Genomic DNA, 16,980 nt, shown 5'->3' on the forward strand with positions numbered 1-16,980 from the left:
CAACTTCCGTCTGTACCCCACTGTGGGGCAACAGCAGTCGTTGGCGAGGGCGTTCGGGTGTGCGCGGGTGGTGTTCAACGACGCGCTCGCTGCTCGGGTGCAGGCGCACCGGTCGGGTCGGGGGTATCTGCCCGATCGCGAGCTGTCGAAACGGTTGACCGAGGTGAAGAAGGCGCCGGAGCGGGCCTGGTTGTCGGAGGTGTCGTCGGTGGTGCTGCAACAAGCGCTCGCCGATCTGAACACCGCGTACCGCAACTTCTTTGAGTCGATCACCGGCAAGCGCAAGGGACCGAGGATCGCGCCACCCCGGTTCCGGTCCCGCAAGGACAATCGGCAGTCAATTCGGTTCACGAAGAATTCGAGATTCGCGGTTAGGGCAGGCGGCAAGCTGCGGTTGCCGAAGATCGGAGACGTATCGGTGCGATGGTCGCGGGAGCTGCCGTCGGAGCCATCGTCGGTCACGGTCATCAAAGACGCCGCATGCCGGTATTTCGCGTCGTTCGTGGTGTGCACCGAAGACACACCGTTACCGATCTCGGATTCCGAGGTGGGGATCGACCTGGGACTGTCGACGTTCGCTGTCCTGTCGGACGGCAAACGTATCGATTCGCCGAGGTTTCTACGCCGAGCCGAACGCCGGTTGCGGAAAGCTCAGAAAGCGTTGTCCCGCAAGGCGAAGGGCTCCGCGAATCGGGCGAAAGCCCGCGTCAAGGTCGCCAAGGCTCACGCCAAGGTCGCCGACACGCGCCGGGACTGGGCGCACAAGCATTCGACACGGATCATCCGCGACAACCAAGCGGTGTTTGTGGAGGACTTGTGCGTGCAAGGTCTCGCGCGGACCAGGTTGGCGAAGTCGGTGCAGGACGCCGGGTGGGGCATGTTCACCGGCATGCTGGAGGAGAAAGCCGCCCGGAACGGGCGGTATTTCGCCAAGGTGGACCGCTGGCTCCCCTCGACCCGCATGTGTTCGCAGTGCGGGGCGATCACGGAGAAGAAACCCTTGCATGTTCGGGAGTGGACATGCGCGTGTGGCGCGGTCCACGACCGGGATTTCAACGCCGCGATCAACATCCTGGCCGCCGGACGGGCGGACAGGCTAAACGCCTGCGGAGGGACCGTAAGCCCAGCCACATAGCGGAAGGCAAGTCCCTGGGAAACAGGAACCCACCGAGAGCGCCCGCGAGGCCGCTGGTAGGAATCTTCGGCTTTGAGGCCGGAGAGGACGTCAAAACATCTACTACTGGCACGCACCGACCCGGAGAACGGCGAGTACTTCGTCGGCAGCGGCAGCTCGACGCGACAGCCCTGACCCGCCCGACTCCGTCCCGCCCGCGGGCTAGCGGATGGCGGCGACGGCTTCCTTGGCGAGGGCGGCGACCAGCGGATTGTCCGCTGCGGCAGCCTGATCCGGCTTGGTGGTCAGCACCAGGACCACCAGTGGCGCGGCGCCGCCCGCGGGCCAGGTGACCGCGATGTCGTTGGCGGTGCCGTAGTCGCCGCTGCCGGTCTTGTCGGCGGTCTTCCAGTCTGCCGGGAGCGCCGCGCGAATGCGGGCATCGCCGGTGGTGTTGGCGAGCAGCCACGCGGTCAGCTGCGTCCGTTCGGGTTCGGCCAGGGCGTCGCCGAGTACCAGTTTGCGGTAGTCGTCGGCCAGGGCGGCCGGGGTGCTGGTGTCGCGTTCGTCGCCGGGGATATTGGTGTTGAGCTCGGTTTCCCAGCGATCCATGCGGGTGGTCTGGTCGCCGATCGAGCGCAGGAAGGCGGTGACGGCCGGCGGCCCGCCGAGCAGTTCGAGGATCTGATTGCCCGCGGTGTTGTCACTGTGGGTGATGGCGGCCTGGCAGAGTTCGGCCACGGTCATGCCGGTATCGACGCGAGTGCTGGTGATCGGCGAGTTCGCCACCAGCTTGTCGGGGGTGAAATGGATGACCTGGTCGAAGAATCCGCTGTTGAGCGGATGCGCGTGCAGCAGTGCGCCGCAGGCGAGCGGTTTGAAGGTGGAGTCGAAGGCGAATCGTTCGTCCTGCCGATAGCCGATGGTCTTGCCGGTGCCGGTATCGATGGCGACAACGCCCGCCCGGGCCCCGTGCTGCTGTTCGAGCGCGCGCAGCGCCGCCTTGTCGGTGACCGCGCCGGAGGTGGTGGTCGGTCCGCTCACCACCGCTTCGGTTTTCGAGTCGCGGCCGCAGCCGCCGGCCAGCGGGGCGAGGAGCAGGAGGGAAACCAGTGCACCGTATTTCAGGGTCGACAAAACAAGCCTCTCAATCGTTTTCGAGTGCTGAAGGGGGTATTCGGCTCGCGCCGTGTGAAATTGGAAGTAGAGGAGGTCAGTGCGGGGCGCGCAGCATGCGGCCCGCGGCCTGCACGGCCGGCTCGGAACTGCCCGCGTCGCTGATGAAGACGGCGAGAGCCAGATCGCCGTCGATGCCGACGAACCAGCCGTGCGCGTGCTTGTCGTCGATGTATTCGGCGGTGCCGGTCTTGCCGAGCAGGCCGGGGATATCGCGCAGTTCGGTGGCGGTGCCGCCCGTGATCGTCTCGCGCATCATGGATTTCACCTGATCGGCGATACCCGGCGGTAGCGCGGGCGGCTGCCGGTCGGGCTTGCCGGGCTGCCCCTGGACGACGGTCGGCGGCTGGACCGTGCCCTGTGCGAGCGCGGCCGCCAGCCGTGCCATCCCGAACGGCGACGCGGTCACCTTGCCCTGCCCGATGCCCTCCTCCACCCGCAGCGCGGGCGTGTCGGCGGTGGGGACCTTGCCGGTGACGGTGGTCAGTCCGGGCGTCACATAGTCGATGCCGAGCCCGAGCTGGGCGGCGGCATTGGTCAGCCCGTCCGGTGCGAGCTGAACCGCCAGCCGGCCCATGGTGGTGTTGCAGGACTTGGCGAAGGCGGTGTGCAGCGGCACCTGGCCGAGGTCGAAATTGTTGTCATTGGGGATCTCCCGGCCCTCGATGTTCTCCTTGCCGGGGCAGGCGACCACGGAGTCGGGAGTGACCTGGCCTGCCTGCAGGGCGGCCGAGACGGTGACCGTCTTGAAGGTCGAGCCCGGCGGGTACAGCCCGGTCAGTCCGATCGGGCCCTGCGCGTCACCGGCGGCATTCTGTGCCATGGCCAGCACGTTTCCGGTCGACGGCTGTACGGCGACAATGGCCGCCGGGGTGGTGATCGGGGCCAGCGCGGCCTCGGCGGCCCGCTGCAAACCGATATCGAGAGTGGTGTGAATATCGGTGACCGGCTTGGGATCCGGGCCGCCCACGCGCTGGGTGCCGTCGCTGCCCTGGGCGCGCACGGCCCAGCCGGTGGCGGCGTCGGCGTGCTGTTGCCACAGGTCGGAGAGGCCCGAGAAGGTCGGGGAGGACAGGGCCTTGTCGACGGCCAGCAGCCGGGTCTGCTGGGCGGTGGTCACATTCGCGAGGTTCGTGAGGGCGGCTTGGACGGTGGCGTAATCGGATTCGCGCAGGGTGACCGCCGTGACCGGTTTGCCCTGGGCCGCGGCCAGATCCGATTGCAGGCCCGCGGCCGTGACATCGGCCGCGACCGGTCGCAGGGCTGCCGCGACGGCCGCGGTGTCGGCTCCGGGCGCGACGTTGACCAGTGTCACCACCTGCTGGGTGAGCAGATCACCGCCGGCGCTGTCGAGGACCTTGGCGGGGTCGGGGTAGACGAGGCTGTAGTACAGCGGGCCGACATTGAGGCCGGGCGCGACGGTCGCCGGATCCCACTGGATCTTCCAGTCGCCGCCGGACTGCGTGGCCCGGCCCGAGGTGGTGTACGTCCACTCGTTCTTGCCGTCCTTGCCCAGCTTCCAGGTGGCGGCCAGCGTGAACGTGCCGCCGTCGTCGGTCTTCTCGACCTTGCTCGCCTCGAAATGCACCTGCTTGCCCAGGCTGTCGTAGAGCGGGCCGAGCGCGGCGGAGGCCTTGGCCGGATCGCTGGTGGCGTTGGCGGCGGCGGGGACGTCGTCGCGGTTCAGGGCGTCCGCGAAACCGTCGACGGTCTTGGACAGTCCGGATGTGGCATCCGATCCGGAGCATGCCGTCGCCGTGACCAGCATCGCCGCGGCGCAGACACCGGTGAGGGCCTTCCTGCTGAACTCTGCCATGACAGCCACCCCAACATGGATCACCGGTGGCTGTCCAAGACCAACACGGATGAGAACCGATATAGAAATCGTTATCGTTGCAGCGTGCTGGGCATCGAGCGGTGGCGTCACGGGCGGTTGACGGGCCGATCGGGGCACCGGGAATGCTGAGGGAGTGGACGAGATCTTCCGGACGGCCGGTGTCGAGGGCCGGGTGCATGCCCGCTGTTTCGACTGTGACGGCGAATTCGGCTGGGCCGCAGACGAACCGGTGGTGTTGTCCTCGGTGGTGAAGGTGCCGCTGGTGCTGGAGTTCGCGCGGCAGGTGGCGGCGGGGCAGCTCGATCCCGCCGATCGGGTGCGGGCCACGGCCGCGGACCGGCTGGGCGGGGTCGGCACCGCGGGCTGCCATGACGATGTCGAATTCAGCCTGCGCGACGCCGCCTACTTCGCGCTCACCGTGAGCGACAATACCGCCGCCGACCTGCTGTTCGATCGGGTCGGCGTGGACAATGTGCGGTCGCTGGTGCGGGAGCTCGGGCTCACCGGCACCCGGATCATGGGCTCGCTGCGCGACATCCTCTACAGCATGGCAGAGGATATCGGTGCACGTGACCTGCACGAATTCGCCAGGCGCTACCCGGAATCCAGTGCGGCGGAGGTGTTCGGCTCGCGCGCGGTGGATCCGCTGCGCACCACGGCCGGGACCGCGCGCGATATGACGCGGCTGCTGTGGCTCATCGGCGAGGATCGCGCGGGTTCGCCCGAGGCGTGCCGGTTCGTGCGGGATCTGATGCGGCAGCAGGTGTACGGGCATCGGCTGCCGTCGGCGTTCCCGCCGGGCACGGACATCTGGTCCAAGACCGGGACGCTGCCCGGGATCCGCAATGAGATCGGGGTGGTCGGGTATCCGGATGGAAGCCGGTACGCGGTCGCGGTTTTCACCGTGTCACACAGCCTGGCCGGGCGGCAGCCCGCAGTGGACCGGGCCATCGGCGCGGCGGCGCGGCTGGCCGTCGAGCGCATCGATCACGGCAGTCCCGCGACCACATCCCACGGCCGGCGCTGCGGGGTGTCTTGAATCGGGGCCGGCCGGGACGCGCCGTCACCCTGCACGACCGTGACGATGAGGTCGGCGAGTTCCCGGACCAGCGGGTGCGGGGCGGCGGCGGGCCAGGTCAGGGCGAGCCGCCAGCTCAGCGTGCCCTCGGGCAGCGGCCGCCACACCACGCGCGGCTCCTTCTGTGCCACCAGGCCCTGGTCGAAGGCGACGCCGCGGCCGGAAAGCACCATGCCGAGCACGAATTCGGGATTGCGGGCGTGCTGCACCGAGGTGGGGCGGAAACCGTGCTCCCAGCAGGTGCGCAGGGTGGCGTCGTAGAGGCCGGGCGCGGCGGCGCGCGGGAAGATCACGAGTCCGTGTCCGGCCAGATCGGCCAGGGTGAGTGCGGCCCGCGCGGCCAGCGGGGAATCACGCGGCAGCACCACGCCCAGTGGAGTCTCCACCGCCGGGCCCGATTCCAGGCCGACCACATCCACCGGGTACTGCAGCAGCCCCGCGTCCAGCTGCCGATCGGCCAGCAGCCGCACCTGCTCGGCAGTGGTCAGCTCCTGGAGGTCCACCCGCACCTGGCGGCTCTCGAACGCGGTGAGGATGGCGGCCAGCACACGGCCCGCCAGTTCGGGCGGCACGCCCACCCGCAGTGCGTCGATCTCACCCCGGTGCGCCTTGCCGACCAGCGATTTCGCCCGCTCCCAGCGCGCGATCAGGTCCCGCGCCTCCACCAGCAGGATCTGCCCCGCCTCGGTGAGCTCCACCCGCCGGCTGTCGCGTTCCAGCAGCCGGGCCCCGATATCGCTCTCCAGCTTGCGGATTCGCTGGCTCAGCGCCGGCTGGGCGATCCGCAGCCGCTCGGCCGCCCGGCCGAAGTGCAACTCCTCGGCCACGGCGATGAAGTAGCGCAACTGACGCAGCGGATCCACCCGACCGACGATATCGGTTTCCTTATCGCCGGGTCAGGCCCGGGCGCGCACCTCGAGAATCTGCAGGCACCGCCCGATCGGCCCGCGCTCGTCGTGCAGCACGGTCGAGCACATCCCGACCCCGTCCGGCCCGATGGACGTCTGCACCGCCAGTCCGATCCACTCGCCCTCCGGCAGCCGGAACAGGTCGATCGTCAGATCGGTGTTCAGGAAGGTCCACCGATGCGGATCCAGCTGCGCCCCAATCCCATTGGCCACATCGGCCACCGAGAACACCCGCACCAGCGGTGAGATCTCCTCCCCTTCGACCACCTCGACCAGCGGCCGCACCCACACCCGCCGGGTGACGTCGTCACTCTCCACCGCCCGGATGTCCACCGACTTCACATACCCGACATCCCACCCGTCCGGCACGCCCCACCCGATCTCGGACGCCTCCGGTAGTGCCGCCAGTGGCGCGTCGGCCGTATGCACCACCGACGAACTGTCCGACGTGGCAATCCGCCATGCCGAAGCCTTCGCCACCGCCCGCCGGCTCCCATCCGCCTGCGTCGCCACCAACTCGGCCCCCACCAACTCGACCCGCTTCCCCGGCCGCTCCACCCACGCCCGCACCTCGACGTCCCCCACCGGCACCGGCCCCAAGATCTCCATCGTCAACCGGGCAACCCGCGCCCCCTCCCGAGGCGCACACCGCTCCACCGCCCGCGCCAGCAACGCCGAAGGCGGCGCCCCATGCTGCATGGAAGCCGCCCACACACTCACCGTCGACCCGGTAGCCCCATATCGCTCGAACCCCTCGTCACCCACCCCCTGCGCGACGTAATACGCCTTGGTCCCGGCCTCCTCCAAGGCCGCCCGCTCCACCGCTGTCACGTCATACATCTGGATCACCCAGCAAACGTATCAGCCCACGTCCAACCCACTAGACGGTGTACGACAAACGCTCGATTCGACCACAGATTCAGGGTCCTCGCTGCAAGGTCAGGATGTCGTGATGAATCCGGTCGACGATCGCCTCGGGACTCCAGCTCGCGTCGATGCGGGTCTCATCGGCGAAGGGCAGTGGCTGCCAGCCGTGGTACCACTCGGCCATCTGCTCCGGCGAGAAGTCCGCCGCCCGGGAGCTGCCGAGGTGCCGGGCGACGGTCTCCTCGAAGGTGAGGTCGAAGCAGTAGTGCAGAGCGTGATCTGCCGTGGCGGTGAGGCGCTCGAGCATCGAGCCGTACCGCCCGGCGTTCAGGATTCCCTCCACGATCACCACCAGTCCCCGAGCCAGACCGAATGTCGCAACGTGCTCCAGCAGTTCGATATTGGCAGCTCCGGCCGCATCAGGCTCCCGCAGCATCTGCCGGCGCACCACGTCCTGTGGCACGACGAGACATACGCCCCGCGCGAACCGTTGCTGCACCGCGAGGGCAGCGGTCGACTTCCCCGATGCCGAGTTGCCGCGAACAACGACCAACACGCTCATGCCGCTGCACGGTACCCGGGGCGAAGGAACCCCTGCACAACGTTCGGACACAGCGCAACCGGGTTGGATCCGAATCCGGGTCAGAGTTTGTAGCCGATGGCGCGGAGGAGGTGGTGGCGGTCGGTGCGGTCGGTCTCGGTTTCGATCCCGAGGGGCGGGGCGCCGTCGACGACGCCGATGATGCCGCGGCCGAGCGCGGTTTCGGCGATGAGGACCTCGACGGGGTTGGCGGTGGCGCAGAAGATGGTGCAGAGCTCGGGGATGTGGCGGATCGCGTTGAGGACGTTGACGGGGTACCCGTCGCGGAGGAAGACGATGAAGGAGTGGCCGGCGGCGAGGGCTGTCGCGTTCTTGGTGGCGAGGTCGACGAGCTCGTCGTCGTTTCCGGACCAGCGGATCAGGCGGGGGCCGGAGGCTTCGCAGAAGGCCAGCCCGAAGCGGAGTTGCGGGCCTGTGCCGACGAGGGCTTCGTGCATGTCCTCGACGGTCTTGATGAAGTGGGACTGCCCGATGATGACATTGAGCTCATCGGGATTCTCGATGGGCACCGCTGTCAGTTCCATCCGGCTATCGTCCCTCGTCACGCGGCCGTGGAACAAGATCAGGGAGCTGCCGGGGTGGGAATTCGGGCGAATTCCCACGGTGACAGCTCCCTGATCTTGTCGGGGCCGGGTCAGGACACGGGGTCGGGTTCGGGCGCGGCGATGGATTCGGCGGCGGGGGCCTGCTGCCTGCCGAGGATGGAGTGGCGGCGGCTGTAGGAGAAGTAGATGACGACGCCGAGGACCATCCAGATGACGAAGCGGAGCCAGGTTTCGATGGAGAGGTTCAGCATCAGCCAGAAGCAGGCCAGGGCGGCGAGGATGGGGATGACGGGGACGAGCGGGACTCGGAAGCCGCGCTTCAGGTCGGGGCGGGTGCGGCGGAGGATGGGGACGCCGAGGGAGACGAGGACGAAGGCCACGAGGGTGCCGATATTGACCATTTCCTCGAGGGTGCCGAAGTCGACGAAACCGGCCAGGAGGGCGCAGACGACGCCGACAATCACGGTCAGGCGGACGGGGGTGCCGTGCTTGCCGGTGTGGGCGAGGCCGCGGGGCAGCAGGCCGTCGCGGGCCATGGCGAACAGGACGCGGGTCTGGCCGAGGAACATGACCATGACGACCGTGGAGAGGCCCGCGAGCGCGCCGATGGAGATGATGTTCTTCACCCAGGTCGCACCGTGCAGGGCGAAAGCGGTTGCCAGGGTGGCGTTTCCGCTCGCGAGCTCGGTGTAGGGGACCATGCCGGTGAGGATCAGCGAGACGGCGACGTAGAGCACCGTCACGATGGCCAGCGAGCCGAAGATGCCGCGCGGGACATCACGCTGCGGGTTGCGGGTCTCCTCGGCGGTGGTGGCGACCACGTCGAAGCCGACGAAGGCGAAGAACACCAGCGAGGCCGCGGCCAGCAGGCCGTACCAGCCGAAATTCGTTCCGCCGGAACCGGTCAGGAAGGAGAACAGCGACTGGTGCACGCCACCGGCCTGCGCGGAGGGCTGCGACGGCGGGATGTAGGGGCTGAGGTTGGACGCCTTGAAGTACGTGGCGCCGACCACCAGCACCAGCGCGATCACGGCCAGCTTGATGGCCACCGCGACGGCCGAGACCCGCGAGGACAGTTTGGTGCCGGTGGCCAGCAGCACGCCGACGATGGCGATGATGACCACCGCGCCCCAGTCGAACGAGATGGATCCGACGTGCGCGACCGGATTCACCAGGCCGCCGAGCACCTCGCCGAGATACTGCGACCACCCCTTGGCGACCACCGAAACGGCAAGGGCGAACTCGAGAATGAGATCCCACCCGATGATCCAGGCGATGATCTCGCCGAAAGTGGCGTACGCGAACGTGTACGCACTGCCCGCCACCGGCACGGTCGAGGCGAATTCGGCGTAGCACAACGCCGTCAGCCCGCAGGCGATGGCCGCGAACACGAAGGCCAGCGAGACCGAGGGTCCCGCGACCGTGCCCGCGGTCCGGGCGGTGAGCGTGAAGATGCCCGCCCCGATGACCACCGCGACACCGAAGATGGTGAGATCCCTCGCCGTCAGATCCTTGCGTAGCTTGGAATCCGGCTCATCGGTATCCCGGATCGACTGCTCGACCGATTTGGTGCGGAACACTCCGCTCGCGAACGCCACTTGTCGTCTCCTCTCTGAAACTACGGTGCGGCGATCAGAGGGCCCGCGGGATGGCGTCGAGACGCCGCTCCGCGAACCTGTTGGCCGCCGCTCCGGTGCCGATTCCCTCGGCCTTGGATTCCGCGATGATGTCGCGGCAGCGGTCGAAGATGCCCCTCACCGCATCTTCGACCTCGGCCGACGCTGCCTGACGCAGCTCACCGGCCACCTGAACGAGCCCACCACCATTGGCCACGAAATCCGGGACCCAGGTGATGCCTCGCTCGTTCAGGGCGTATTCCACTGCGGGCGTGGCCAACTGGTTGTTGGCGGCGCCGCAGACGAGTTTCGCCTCGATGGCCTCGGCACTGGCCGCGGTGAGCGTGCCGCCGAGGGCGCAGGGGGCGTAGACGTCGACCGGAGCGGTGGACACGTTGCTCAACAGTCGAACCGACGGATTGTCCTTCGAAATGTGGTCCAGCGCCGCCTCGTTCACGTCGGTCGCGCAGACCTCCGCGCCGTCGGCGAGCAGCAGCTGGATGAGTTCGCGGCCGACCTTGCCGACACCCTCGACGCCGACCGTGCGGCCCGCCAGTGTGGGTGCGCCCCACACGGATTCGGCGCCGGCGCGCATGGCATTGAACACGCCCAGCGCGGTGAGCCGGGCGCTGTCGCCGGACCCGCCCGCCGCGGTGCTGCGGCCGGTGACATGGCTGGTATAGCGGCCGATGGCGTCCAGGTCATCGGTGTTGGTGCCCACATCGCCCGCGGTGATGTAGCGCCCGCCGAGGGATTCGACGAACCGCGCGTAGGCCGCGAACAGCTCCTCGCTCTTGTCGAGGGCCGGATCGCCGATGATGACGGCCTTGCCGCCGCCCAGGTTCAGGCCGGCGGCCGCCGCCTTGTAGGTCATGCCCCACGACAGTCGCAGCACATCGTCCAGCGCCGCCGCCTCCGAGGCGTACGGGTACATCCGGGTGCCGCCGAGCGCCGGGCCCAGCGTGGTCGAGTGAATCGCGATGATCGCCTTGAGTCCGCTCTTGTCGTCCTCGCAGAACACCACCTGCTCGTGGCGTCGAGCGCTCAACTCGTGCGAGCGGCCGAAAACCCCTGCGTCGGTGTGCATTGCGGTCACAATCGATTCCTTTCGTGGACGCCGCTTGTGGCGGCTGGGTGGTGGCCGCGTGGTGGGCGGCCGGGTGTCGTGCCCGGATTCCGGGCACAGGTCATCGCGGTACGGCGGCGGGAACGATGCCGCCGTACTGCGTCGGATGTGGAATTGGGAAGGGCGAGCGGCCCGCGTCAGCCGTCGAGGCCGAGCTCGCGGAGGCGGGCGCGGTAGAGCTCGACATTGCCGAGCTTCACGTCCTCGTAGCCGCGGACCAGGTCGGGCAGGGCGGCCGCCTCGGTGGCGGTGGCATAGCCGTCGGTGGTGAGGTCGGCCGCCAGGCGGCCGACCATGTCGGTGTAGTGGGACAGCAACTCCCGCTCCACCTTTCGGACATAGGCGTAGCCGAAGGGGTCGAGCTTGGTGCCGCGCAGGGACTTGCCCTTGGCGAGCAGCTTCAGGGCCACATGCGATTTGGGGGTGAGGCCGATCTTCTTCTTGCGGCCGAGGGCGCGGAGCACCGGGGGATGCAGCTTGTAGGTGAGGTTCTCGCCGCCGGGGACCTGAGCCCGCACCTCGTCGAGGAAGGCCGGGTCGACCAGCAGGCGGGCGACCTCGTACTCGTCCTTGTACGCGGTGAACTTGTACAGCCCGCGGGCCACGGCCTCGCTGAACTCGGTGCGCTCGGTGACCGCGCGCTCGGCGTTCCAGGCGGCCTGGACGGTGTCGATGTAGCGGCGGGCGACCTTGGCGTTCTGATAGCCGACCAGCTCGCCGGCACGCAGCTCCACCAGTCGCCGGACCTCGCCCTCGAAGCTGGTGCCCGCGAGCAGCTCGGCAGGGGCGATACGCGGAGTGCGCTGTGCCGCAGCGGTATCGGTGGCCGCCGCGAAGGCGGCCCGATCCGCTATGGCCACCCGACCCCAGCGGAATGCCGCGATATTGGCCGATACCGCAACCCCGTTGATGGTGATCGCCTCTTCGATCGCCGCGGCGGGCAGCCGCAGGCCGCCGGTCTGGAAGGCCGCGCCTACCATCAGGAAGTTGGCGGCGGCGGTGTTCCCGAACAGCTGCTGCGCGGCCGCCAGGGCATCGAAGCCGAACTGCGAATCAAACACCGCCGCGAGCCGATCCAGCAGCGAACCGGTTTCCGGGTAGGTGACCGACTTGTCGTAGACCATGTCCCCGGTCGGGGTCTGGCTGGTCGAGGCGACCACGACCGTCGCGGCCGGATTGCCGTACTGCAGGTTCTTGGGGTCGGCGGCGGTCAGCAGATCGATGGCCATGATGCAGTCCGCGCTGCCCGGGGTGAGCCGGTTGGACGGCTCCAATTCCGTTGTGGAGAACCGCAGGTGGGACAGTACCGGCCCGGCCTTCTGGCTGAGCCCGATCTGATCCAGGCTCTCGACCGCGTACCCGGCCCGCAGCGCGGCGGTGGCCAGCACCTGGTTGACCGTTACGATGCCGGTGCCGCCGATGCCCGCGATGAGCACGTTCTGCGTGCCCAGCGGCGCGCCGAGTCCCGGATCGGCCACCATGGGCGGCTCGGCCGCCTTGCTGCGCTTCGTAGCGGCCGACTTGGAACCCTTGCGCCCCTTGGCATCCGGGTTCAACTCCACCGTCACGAACGACGGGCAGTCCCCGTCCAGGCAGCTGTAGTCGGTATTGCAGGAGGTCTGGTCGATGCGCGTCTTGCGCCCGAACTCGGTCTCCACCGGCTGCACCGACAGGCAGTTCGACTTGGTGCCGCAGTCGCCGCAGCCCTCGCACACCGCCTCATTGATCACCACGCGGGTATTGCGCACCGGCAGCGTGCCGCGCTTGCGCTGGCGGCGGGCGTCGGCGGCGCAGTGCTGGTCGTAGATCAGGACGGTGACGCCCTCGATCTCGCGCAGCATCTTCTGCGCCTCGTCGAGCCGGTCGCGATGCCACAGCAGAGTGCCCTTGGCCAGCGCCTTCCGGTTGTGCCGCTTGGGATCGTCGGCGCAGATGACGATCTGCTTCACGCCCTCGACGGTCAGCTTGTGGGTGAGCTTCGCGACCGTCAGCCCGCCCTCCACATCCTGCGCGCCGGTCATGGCGACAACCTCGTTGTAGAGCAGCTTGTAGGTGATGTTCACCCCCGCTGCCACGCACGCCTGGATGGCCAGCTGCCCGGAGTGGAAGAACGTCCCGTCGCCGATGTTCTGGAACAGGTGCGGCACATCGGTGAACGGCGCCTGCCCAATCCACTGACTGCCCTCACCGCCCATCTGGGTCAGGCCGGTGACCGCGCTGTCGCTGCGCCCGGACAGGGTGACCAGGGTGTGGCAGCCGATGCCGCCACCACCGATCGAGCCCTCGGGCAGGGCGGTGGAGCGGTTGTGCGGGCAGCCGCTGCAGAAGTACGGGGTGCGCTTGGCGGACAGCACCTCCAGTGAGAGTGCCGGCGGCGGAGCCTTCTTCAGGTCGACCCGCTCGCGCAGCACCCGCCGCAGCGGGGCCAGCAGCCGGCCCGCGGTGAGCTCGCCGTCGAACGGCATGAGCGGCAGGCCGTTTCCGTCCAGCTTGCCGAGGATCTGCGGGGCATCGGCGGTGCCGTACAGGATTTCGCGAATCTGGGTCTCGATGAACGCGGTCTTGTCCTCGACCACGATCACCTGCTCCAGACCCCGGGCGAACTCGGTGACCCGATGTGCCCCAACCGGATACGGCATGCCGATCCGCAGCAGGCGAATGCCCGCCCGGTGCATGGCCGCCTCGTCCACACCCAGATCGACCAGCGCCTGGCGCACCGCGTCGAAGGTGGTGCCGGTGGCCGCGATGCCGATCCGCGCGTGCGCCGGATCCACCTCGATGACATCGAGATCATTGGCCGCCCCGAAGGCGCGCACGGTGGCCCAGCGCGGTCCGTACAGGTCGGCCTCGGCCAGCACACTGTCCGCGGGCGCCGCCATCGGCCGCTGCCGGTAGGCGAAAGTCTTTCCCTCCCACTGCACTTCGGGTACCGAGATGGGGAGCTCGGCGACCGAGGAATCCACCGTCCACGCGCCGTCGGCGACATCCGCCACGATCTTCAGGGCCACGATGCAGCCCGAGGCCCGCGACAGCGCCACCCCCTGCATTCCCATGGTGATGATCTCGCGGGCATTGCGCGGGAACAGCACCGGCACACCCATGGCCGCCAGTGACCGCTCGCTCACCGCGGGCACGGTCGAGGACTTCGAGGCCGGATCGTCACCCACCAGCAGCAGCACGCCGCCGCGCGGATTCACCCCGTACATATTGGCGTGCCGGATGGCGTCGGTGGCCCGGTCGACGCCGGGCCCCTTGCCGTACCACACACCGACGACGCCGTCGTGCGTCGCCGTTCCGGCGGGCAGATCCGCCTGGCTACCCCACACCGAGGTGGCCGCGAGTTCCTCGTTGAAGCCCGGCACGAAGGCAATGTCGTGTTCGGACAGCACATTCGGCATGCCCAACAGCATCTTGTCGACCCCGCCCAGCGGGCTGCCCTGATACCCGGACACGAAGGTCGCGACCCGGTGGCCGGCGCGCATATCGCTGACATGCTGTTCCACCAGCAGGCGGGCGATGGCCTGCACACCGGTCAGAAGGACCGGACCCGCGCCGGACCGGTAGCGGTCGGCGAGGTCGTAGGGCGTAGCCGGTTCGGCCTGTCGGACAGGCGCGCAGGCAACGTCGGTCATGAACAGTCACCACACTCTCCACAGCCCAGATCGTGAGCTGCAAACCAAGGGACCAAAGCGATCGGTGCAGCGAAATCTGCCGTGATGTGTGATCTGTGTCAACAGATGCGCGAAAACTTGATCAGACTGCTCAAAAGTGATCTGGAACACTGTGACGCACGCAGCATTTTGCTCGAGCGTCCACGCGGAAGTCCGCTCGAGTGTCCCCGGCCCATCTCCTCATGCGCCGGGGCTAGTGCGTGATTCGGCGGGCCGGCTCGTCAGATGCTCGACGAGCGGCAGCGACCGGTACTCGACCGGAGTCGCGAGGGCCAGCATGGTTTCGGTGTGCTTCACGCCGGGAATCGCGTGCACGCGCTGGATGATGGACAGCAGATCCGGCTGGGACCGGGCCGCGATCCGCACCAGCAGATCCCCGCGCCCGGTCGTCGCGTGCACCTCGAGCACATTCGGGAACTCCCGCAATGCCTCGACGATGTCGTTCATCTTGTTCTGGTTCAACTCGATGCCCAGGAACGCGTGCACCGCGAACCCGATGGCCTGCAGATCCACGTCCGGCGGATACCCCCGCACCGCGCCGGACGCCTCGAGCCGCTTCATCCGCGCCTGCACGGTGTTGCGCGCGATCCCCAGCCGCTGCGCCAACTCCAGAATCGGCACCCGCGGATCGGCCGCCAACTCCGCGAGCAGCGCGGAATCGAGGCCGTCGATCTTGATGCTCATGCCGCATTGTCGCACAGCCACGGGCCGGGGCCGGCGGGCCGGAACCGCCGCTCCGCCCCACCGGCCATGGCTCAGCTCAGGCCCGGGACCACGGCATTGCCGTCGTGATCGCCCGTCGAGGGCCTTTCGCTACTTGCGATCACACCGCGCAGGGAGGCGAGCAGCGCGGGGGACACGGGGACGATCAGGTCCACGGAGCGATCGCCCGGGGTGCCCGCGGAGTGCGGTCCGCCGACCCGGGTGGGCTCGTTGAACGACAGTTCGCGATGCCGGGACGCGAGGTCGAGCAGCTCCAGGGCCGGGCCGGGGCGTGCGGGGGCCCAGTGATCGATCATGGTGGAGCGGATGATCAGGTGATTCGAATCCTGCTGGGGGAGTGCCAGTTCCAGCAGACGGGTCTGGCAGGGCCATTCGCACAGGCCGGAGGTGAGTACGTGCCAGAATCCGCCCGCGGGGTCCTCCTGCGGATCGGGACGGTGGCGCGGGGTCACCTTGTTGCGGTGCTCGTGTCCGGCGATCCACAGCACCGCGTTGCCGAAGCGGTGCAGCAGCGCCTCCAGATCGGCTGCGAGGTAGCGGGTTTCGCCATCCGGGTCGGGTGTCGTGTTGGTCAGCATGTCCAGACCGTGGTGGGAGGCGATGATCACGGCGCTGTCCGGGTTCCCGGTCCGGACGATCGCGCCGTCCTCGCCGCGATACGACGAGTGCGCCGCGATCAGCTGGTAGACCAGCCAATCCCATTGGCGTGCACCGATACTGCCGGTGACGTGCCCGGCGGGGTGGGTGGAGTCCAGCACGATCATGCGCACGCCGGGGACCGCGTCGTAGCTGTAGTAGGTGGTGCCCTCGATCAGGTTCTGCTCGGTGAATCCGTGGCCGCGCGGCTCGGTGGGGCTGTCCAGGTGGGCGCGCACGTATTCGGCCGGGCTGATGACCCGGCGGTCGGCCCGGGCGGCGATCGGTACGGCCGGACCCTGCGACAAGACGGTCGGATCGGGCAGGTACCGCAGCATCGGATCGGCGGGCGGCTCGATGCCCAGCGCCGTGGGCGCACTGTCGCCGGTGACCAGCGCCTGGTACTCGGGGGTGACGGGCGCGCGGCCCTGGACCAGGCAGTCGTGGTTGCCGAAGCAGGCCAGCCAGGGCACGCCCAGGCCGCGGGTGCGGAAGGGGCGGGCGGCGGCCGCCAGCAGGCCCGGGACGTCGGGGAATCCGTGTTCGCGCTTGTAGACGTCGCGGGATTCCGGTTCCGGGTTGTAGAACTCGGCCGAGACGGTGTGCGCGGGTAGCGTTTTCGTCTCGGTCGCCCCGAAGTTCGGGTCGAGTACGGTGTCGCCGTCCAGCAGGGCGAACAGGGCCGACAGCTCGTTGGACTGCGCGCTGTCGATATTGTCGCCGGTGGTGACGACGAAATCGATGGTGCCCGTGCCGAGTTCGCGCAACGTGCGAACAGTGGCCTCGAAGGCATGCAACGCCACCGGTTCCTGCGGGCGGTAGGCCGGGAACATGTACTCCCACCCGGGCCGGCCCGCCAATCCGTGCAGGAAGGTGAGACGGCCGGGGGATGCGGGGTCGGCGATCTGGAAGTCGGTCAGCTGGACGAATCGCGCCACGGTCGCACCCGGGTCGAGGGTGGTGCCGGGGGCGAGTTCGGTACGGGCCGCACGCGGTTCGGCCGGACCGCGTTCCAGGCCCCGATACCGGCCGTCCGCGTCGATTGCCGCGCCCGGACGGATCGTGTGATCGGGAAGGGACAC

13 protein-coding genes are annotated in these 16,980 nt (G+C 68.7%); 2 read left to right on the forward strand and 11 right to left on the reverse strand.

The window, feature by feature from the left end; all coding sequences use genetic code 11:
• The first annotated feature begins 22 nt into the window (after positions 1–22).
• On the forward strand, positions 23–1,135 hold the full coding sequence (locus ACQP1O_RS07265) for an RNA-guided endonuclease InsQ/TnpB family protein (RefSeq protein WP_433567603.1): 1,113 nt from the start codon (positions 23–25) through the stop codon (positions 1,133–1,135).
• 201 nt (positions 1,136–1,336) lie between these two features.
• On the opposite strand, the gene bla is transcribed toward ACQP1O_RS07265, so the two are convergent.
• A complete protein-coding gene (gene bla / locus ACQP1O_RS07270; protein WP_433565093.1) occupies positions 1,337–2,251 on the reverse strand; it encodes a class A beta-lactamase in 915 nt (304 codons plus the stop codon).
• Positions 2,252–2,327: 76 nt separating this feature from the next.
• Complete coding sequence (locus tag ACQP1O_RS07275) at positions 2,328–4,106, reverse strand: penicillin-binding transpeptidase domain-containing protein (protein WP_433565094.1); 1,779 nt, start codon at positions 4,104–4,106, stop codon at positions 2,328–2,330.
• Between the two features lie 154 nt (positions 4,107–4,260).
• Between ACQP1O_RS07275 and ACQP1O_RS07280 the strand changes: the two genes are divergently transcribed.
• Positions 4,261–5,166, forward strand: coding sequence for a serine hydrolase (locus ACQP1O_RS07280; RefSeq protein WP_433565095.1), 906 nt, complete (start codon positions 4,261–4,263; stop codon positions 5,164–5,166).
• Here the strand turns inward: ACQP1O_RS07280 and ACQP1O_RS07285 are convergent.
• The 9 genes from ACQP1O_RS07285 to ACQP1O_RS07325 all read right to left on the reverse strand — a co-directional run bounded on the left by ACQP1O_RS07285 (position 5,115) and on the right by ACQP1O_RS07325 (position 16,980).
• Entirely contained in the window at positions 5,115–6,068 is a 954-nt protein-coding gene (locus tag ACQP1O_RS07285) for a LysR family transcriptional regulator (RefSeq protein WP_433565096.1), read from the reverse strand. The genes ACQP1O_RS07280 and ACQP1O_RS07285 overlap by 52 nt on opposite strands.
• A 33-nt stretch (positions 6,069–6,101) precedes the next feature.
• Positions 6,102–6,953, reverse strand: coding sequence for a thioesterase family protein (locus tag ACQP1O_RS07290; RefSeq protein WP_433567604.1), 852 nt, complete (start codon positions 6,951–6,953; stop codon positions 6,102–6,104).
• Positions 6,954–7,032: 79 nt separating this feature from the next.
• On the reverse strand, positions 7,033–7,542 hold the full coding sequence (locus ACQP1O_RS07295) for a hypothetical protein (protein WP_433565097.1): 510 nt from the start codon (positions 7,540–7,542) through the stop codon (positions 7,033–7,035).
• 80 nt (positions 7,543–7,622) lie between these two features.
• Entirely contained in the window at positions 7,623–8,105 is a 483-nt protein-coding gene (locus ACQP1O_RS07300; RefSeq protein WP_433565098.1) for an adenosine-specific kinase, read from the reverse strand.
• A gap of 110 nt (positions 8,106–8,215) precedes the next feature.
• Positions 8,216–9,724 carry an amino acid permease gene (locus ACQP1O_RS07305; protein WP_433565099.1) on the reverse strand — a complete coding sequence of 503 codons (1,509 nt, stop codon included), beginning with the start codon at positions 9,722–9,724 and terminating at the stop codon, positions 8,216–8,218.
• A gap of 34 nt (positions 9,725–9,758) precedes the next feature.
• On the reverse strand, positions 9,759–10,829 hold the full coding sequence (locus tag ACQP1O_RS07310) for a Glu/Leu/Phe/Val family dehydrogenase (RefSeq protein ID WP_433567605.1): 1,071 nt from the start codon (positions 10,827–10,829) through the stop codon (positions 9,759–9,761).
• A gap of 176 nt (positions 10,830–11,005) precedes the next feature.
• Entirely contained in the window at positions 11,006–14,500 is a 3,495-nt protein-coding gene (locus tag ACQP1O_RS07315) for an indolepyruvate ferredoxin oxidoreductase family protein (RefSeq protein WP_433565100.1), read from the reverse strand.
• A 219-nt stretch (positions 14,501–14,719) separates the two neighbouring features.
• On the reverse strand, positions 14,720–15,223 hold the full coding sequence (locus ACQP1O_RS07320) for an Lrp/AsnC family transcriptional regulator (protein ID WP_433565101.1): 504 nt from the start codon (positions 15,221–15,223) through the stop codon (positions 14,720–14,722).
• Between the two features lie 71 nt (positions 15,224–15,294).
• Positions 15,295–16,980 carry a hypothetical protein gene (locus ACQP1O_RS07325; RefSeq protein WP_433565102.1) on the reverse strand — a complete coding sequence of 562 codons (1,686 nt, stop codon included), beginning with the start codon at positions 16,978–16,980 and terminating at the stop codon, positions 15,295–15,297.

The sequence above is a fragment of the Nocardia sp. CA-151230 genome (genome assembly GCF_050942175.1).
Taxonomy (GTDB): Bacteria; Actinomycetota; Actinomycetes; order Mycobacteriales; family Mycobacteriaceae; genus Nocardia.

What these genes read in the sequence shown, in the direction of transcription:
- ACQP1O_RS07275 (WP_433565094.1), bottom strand. Translation starts at nt 4,106, where the DNA reads ATGGCAGAGTTCAGCAGGAAGGCCCTCACCGGTGTCTGCGCCGCGGCG.
- ACQP1O_RS07315 (WP_433565100.1), bottom strand. Translation starts at nt 14,500, where the DNA reads ATGACCGACGTTGCCTGCGCGCCTGTCCGACAGGCCGAACCGGCTACG.
- ACQP1O_RS07300 (WP_433565098.1), bottom strand. Translation starts at nt 8,105, where the DNA reads ATGGAACTGACAGCGGTGCCCATCGAGAATCCCGATGAGCTCAATGTC.
- ACQP1O_RS07310 (WP_433567605.1), bottom strand. Translation starts at nt 10,829, where the DNA reads ATGCACACCGACGCAGGGGTTTTCGGCCGCTCGCACGAGTTGAGCGCT.
- ACQP1O_RS07295 (WP_433565097.1), bottom strand. Translation starts at nt 7,542, where the DNA reads ATGAGCGTGTTGGTCGTTGTTCGCGGCAACTCGGCATCGGGGAAGTCG.
- ACQP1O_RS07320 (WP_433565101.1), bottom strand. Translation starts at nt 15,223, where the DNA reads ATGAGCATCAAGATCGACGGCCTCGATTCCGCGCTGCTCGCGGAGTTG.
- ACQP1O_RS07290 (WP_433567604.1), bottom strand. Translation starts at nt 6,953, where the DNA reads ATGTATGACGTGACAGCGGTGGAGCGGGCGGCCTTGGAGGAGGCCGGG.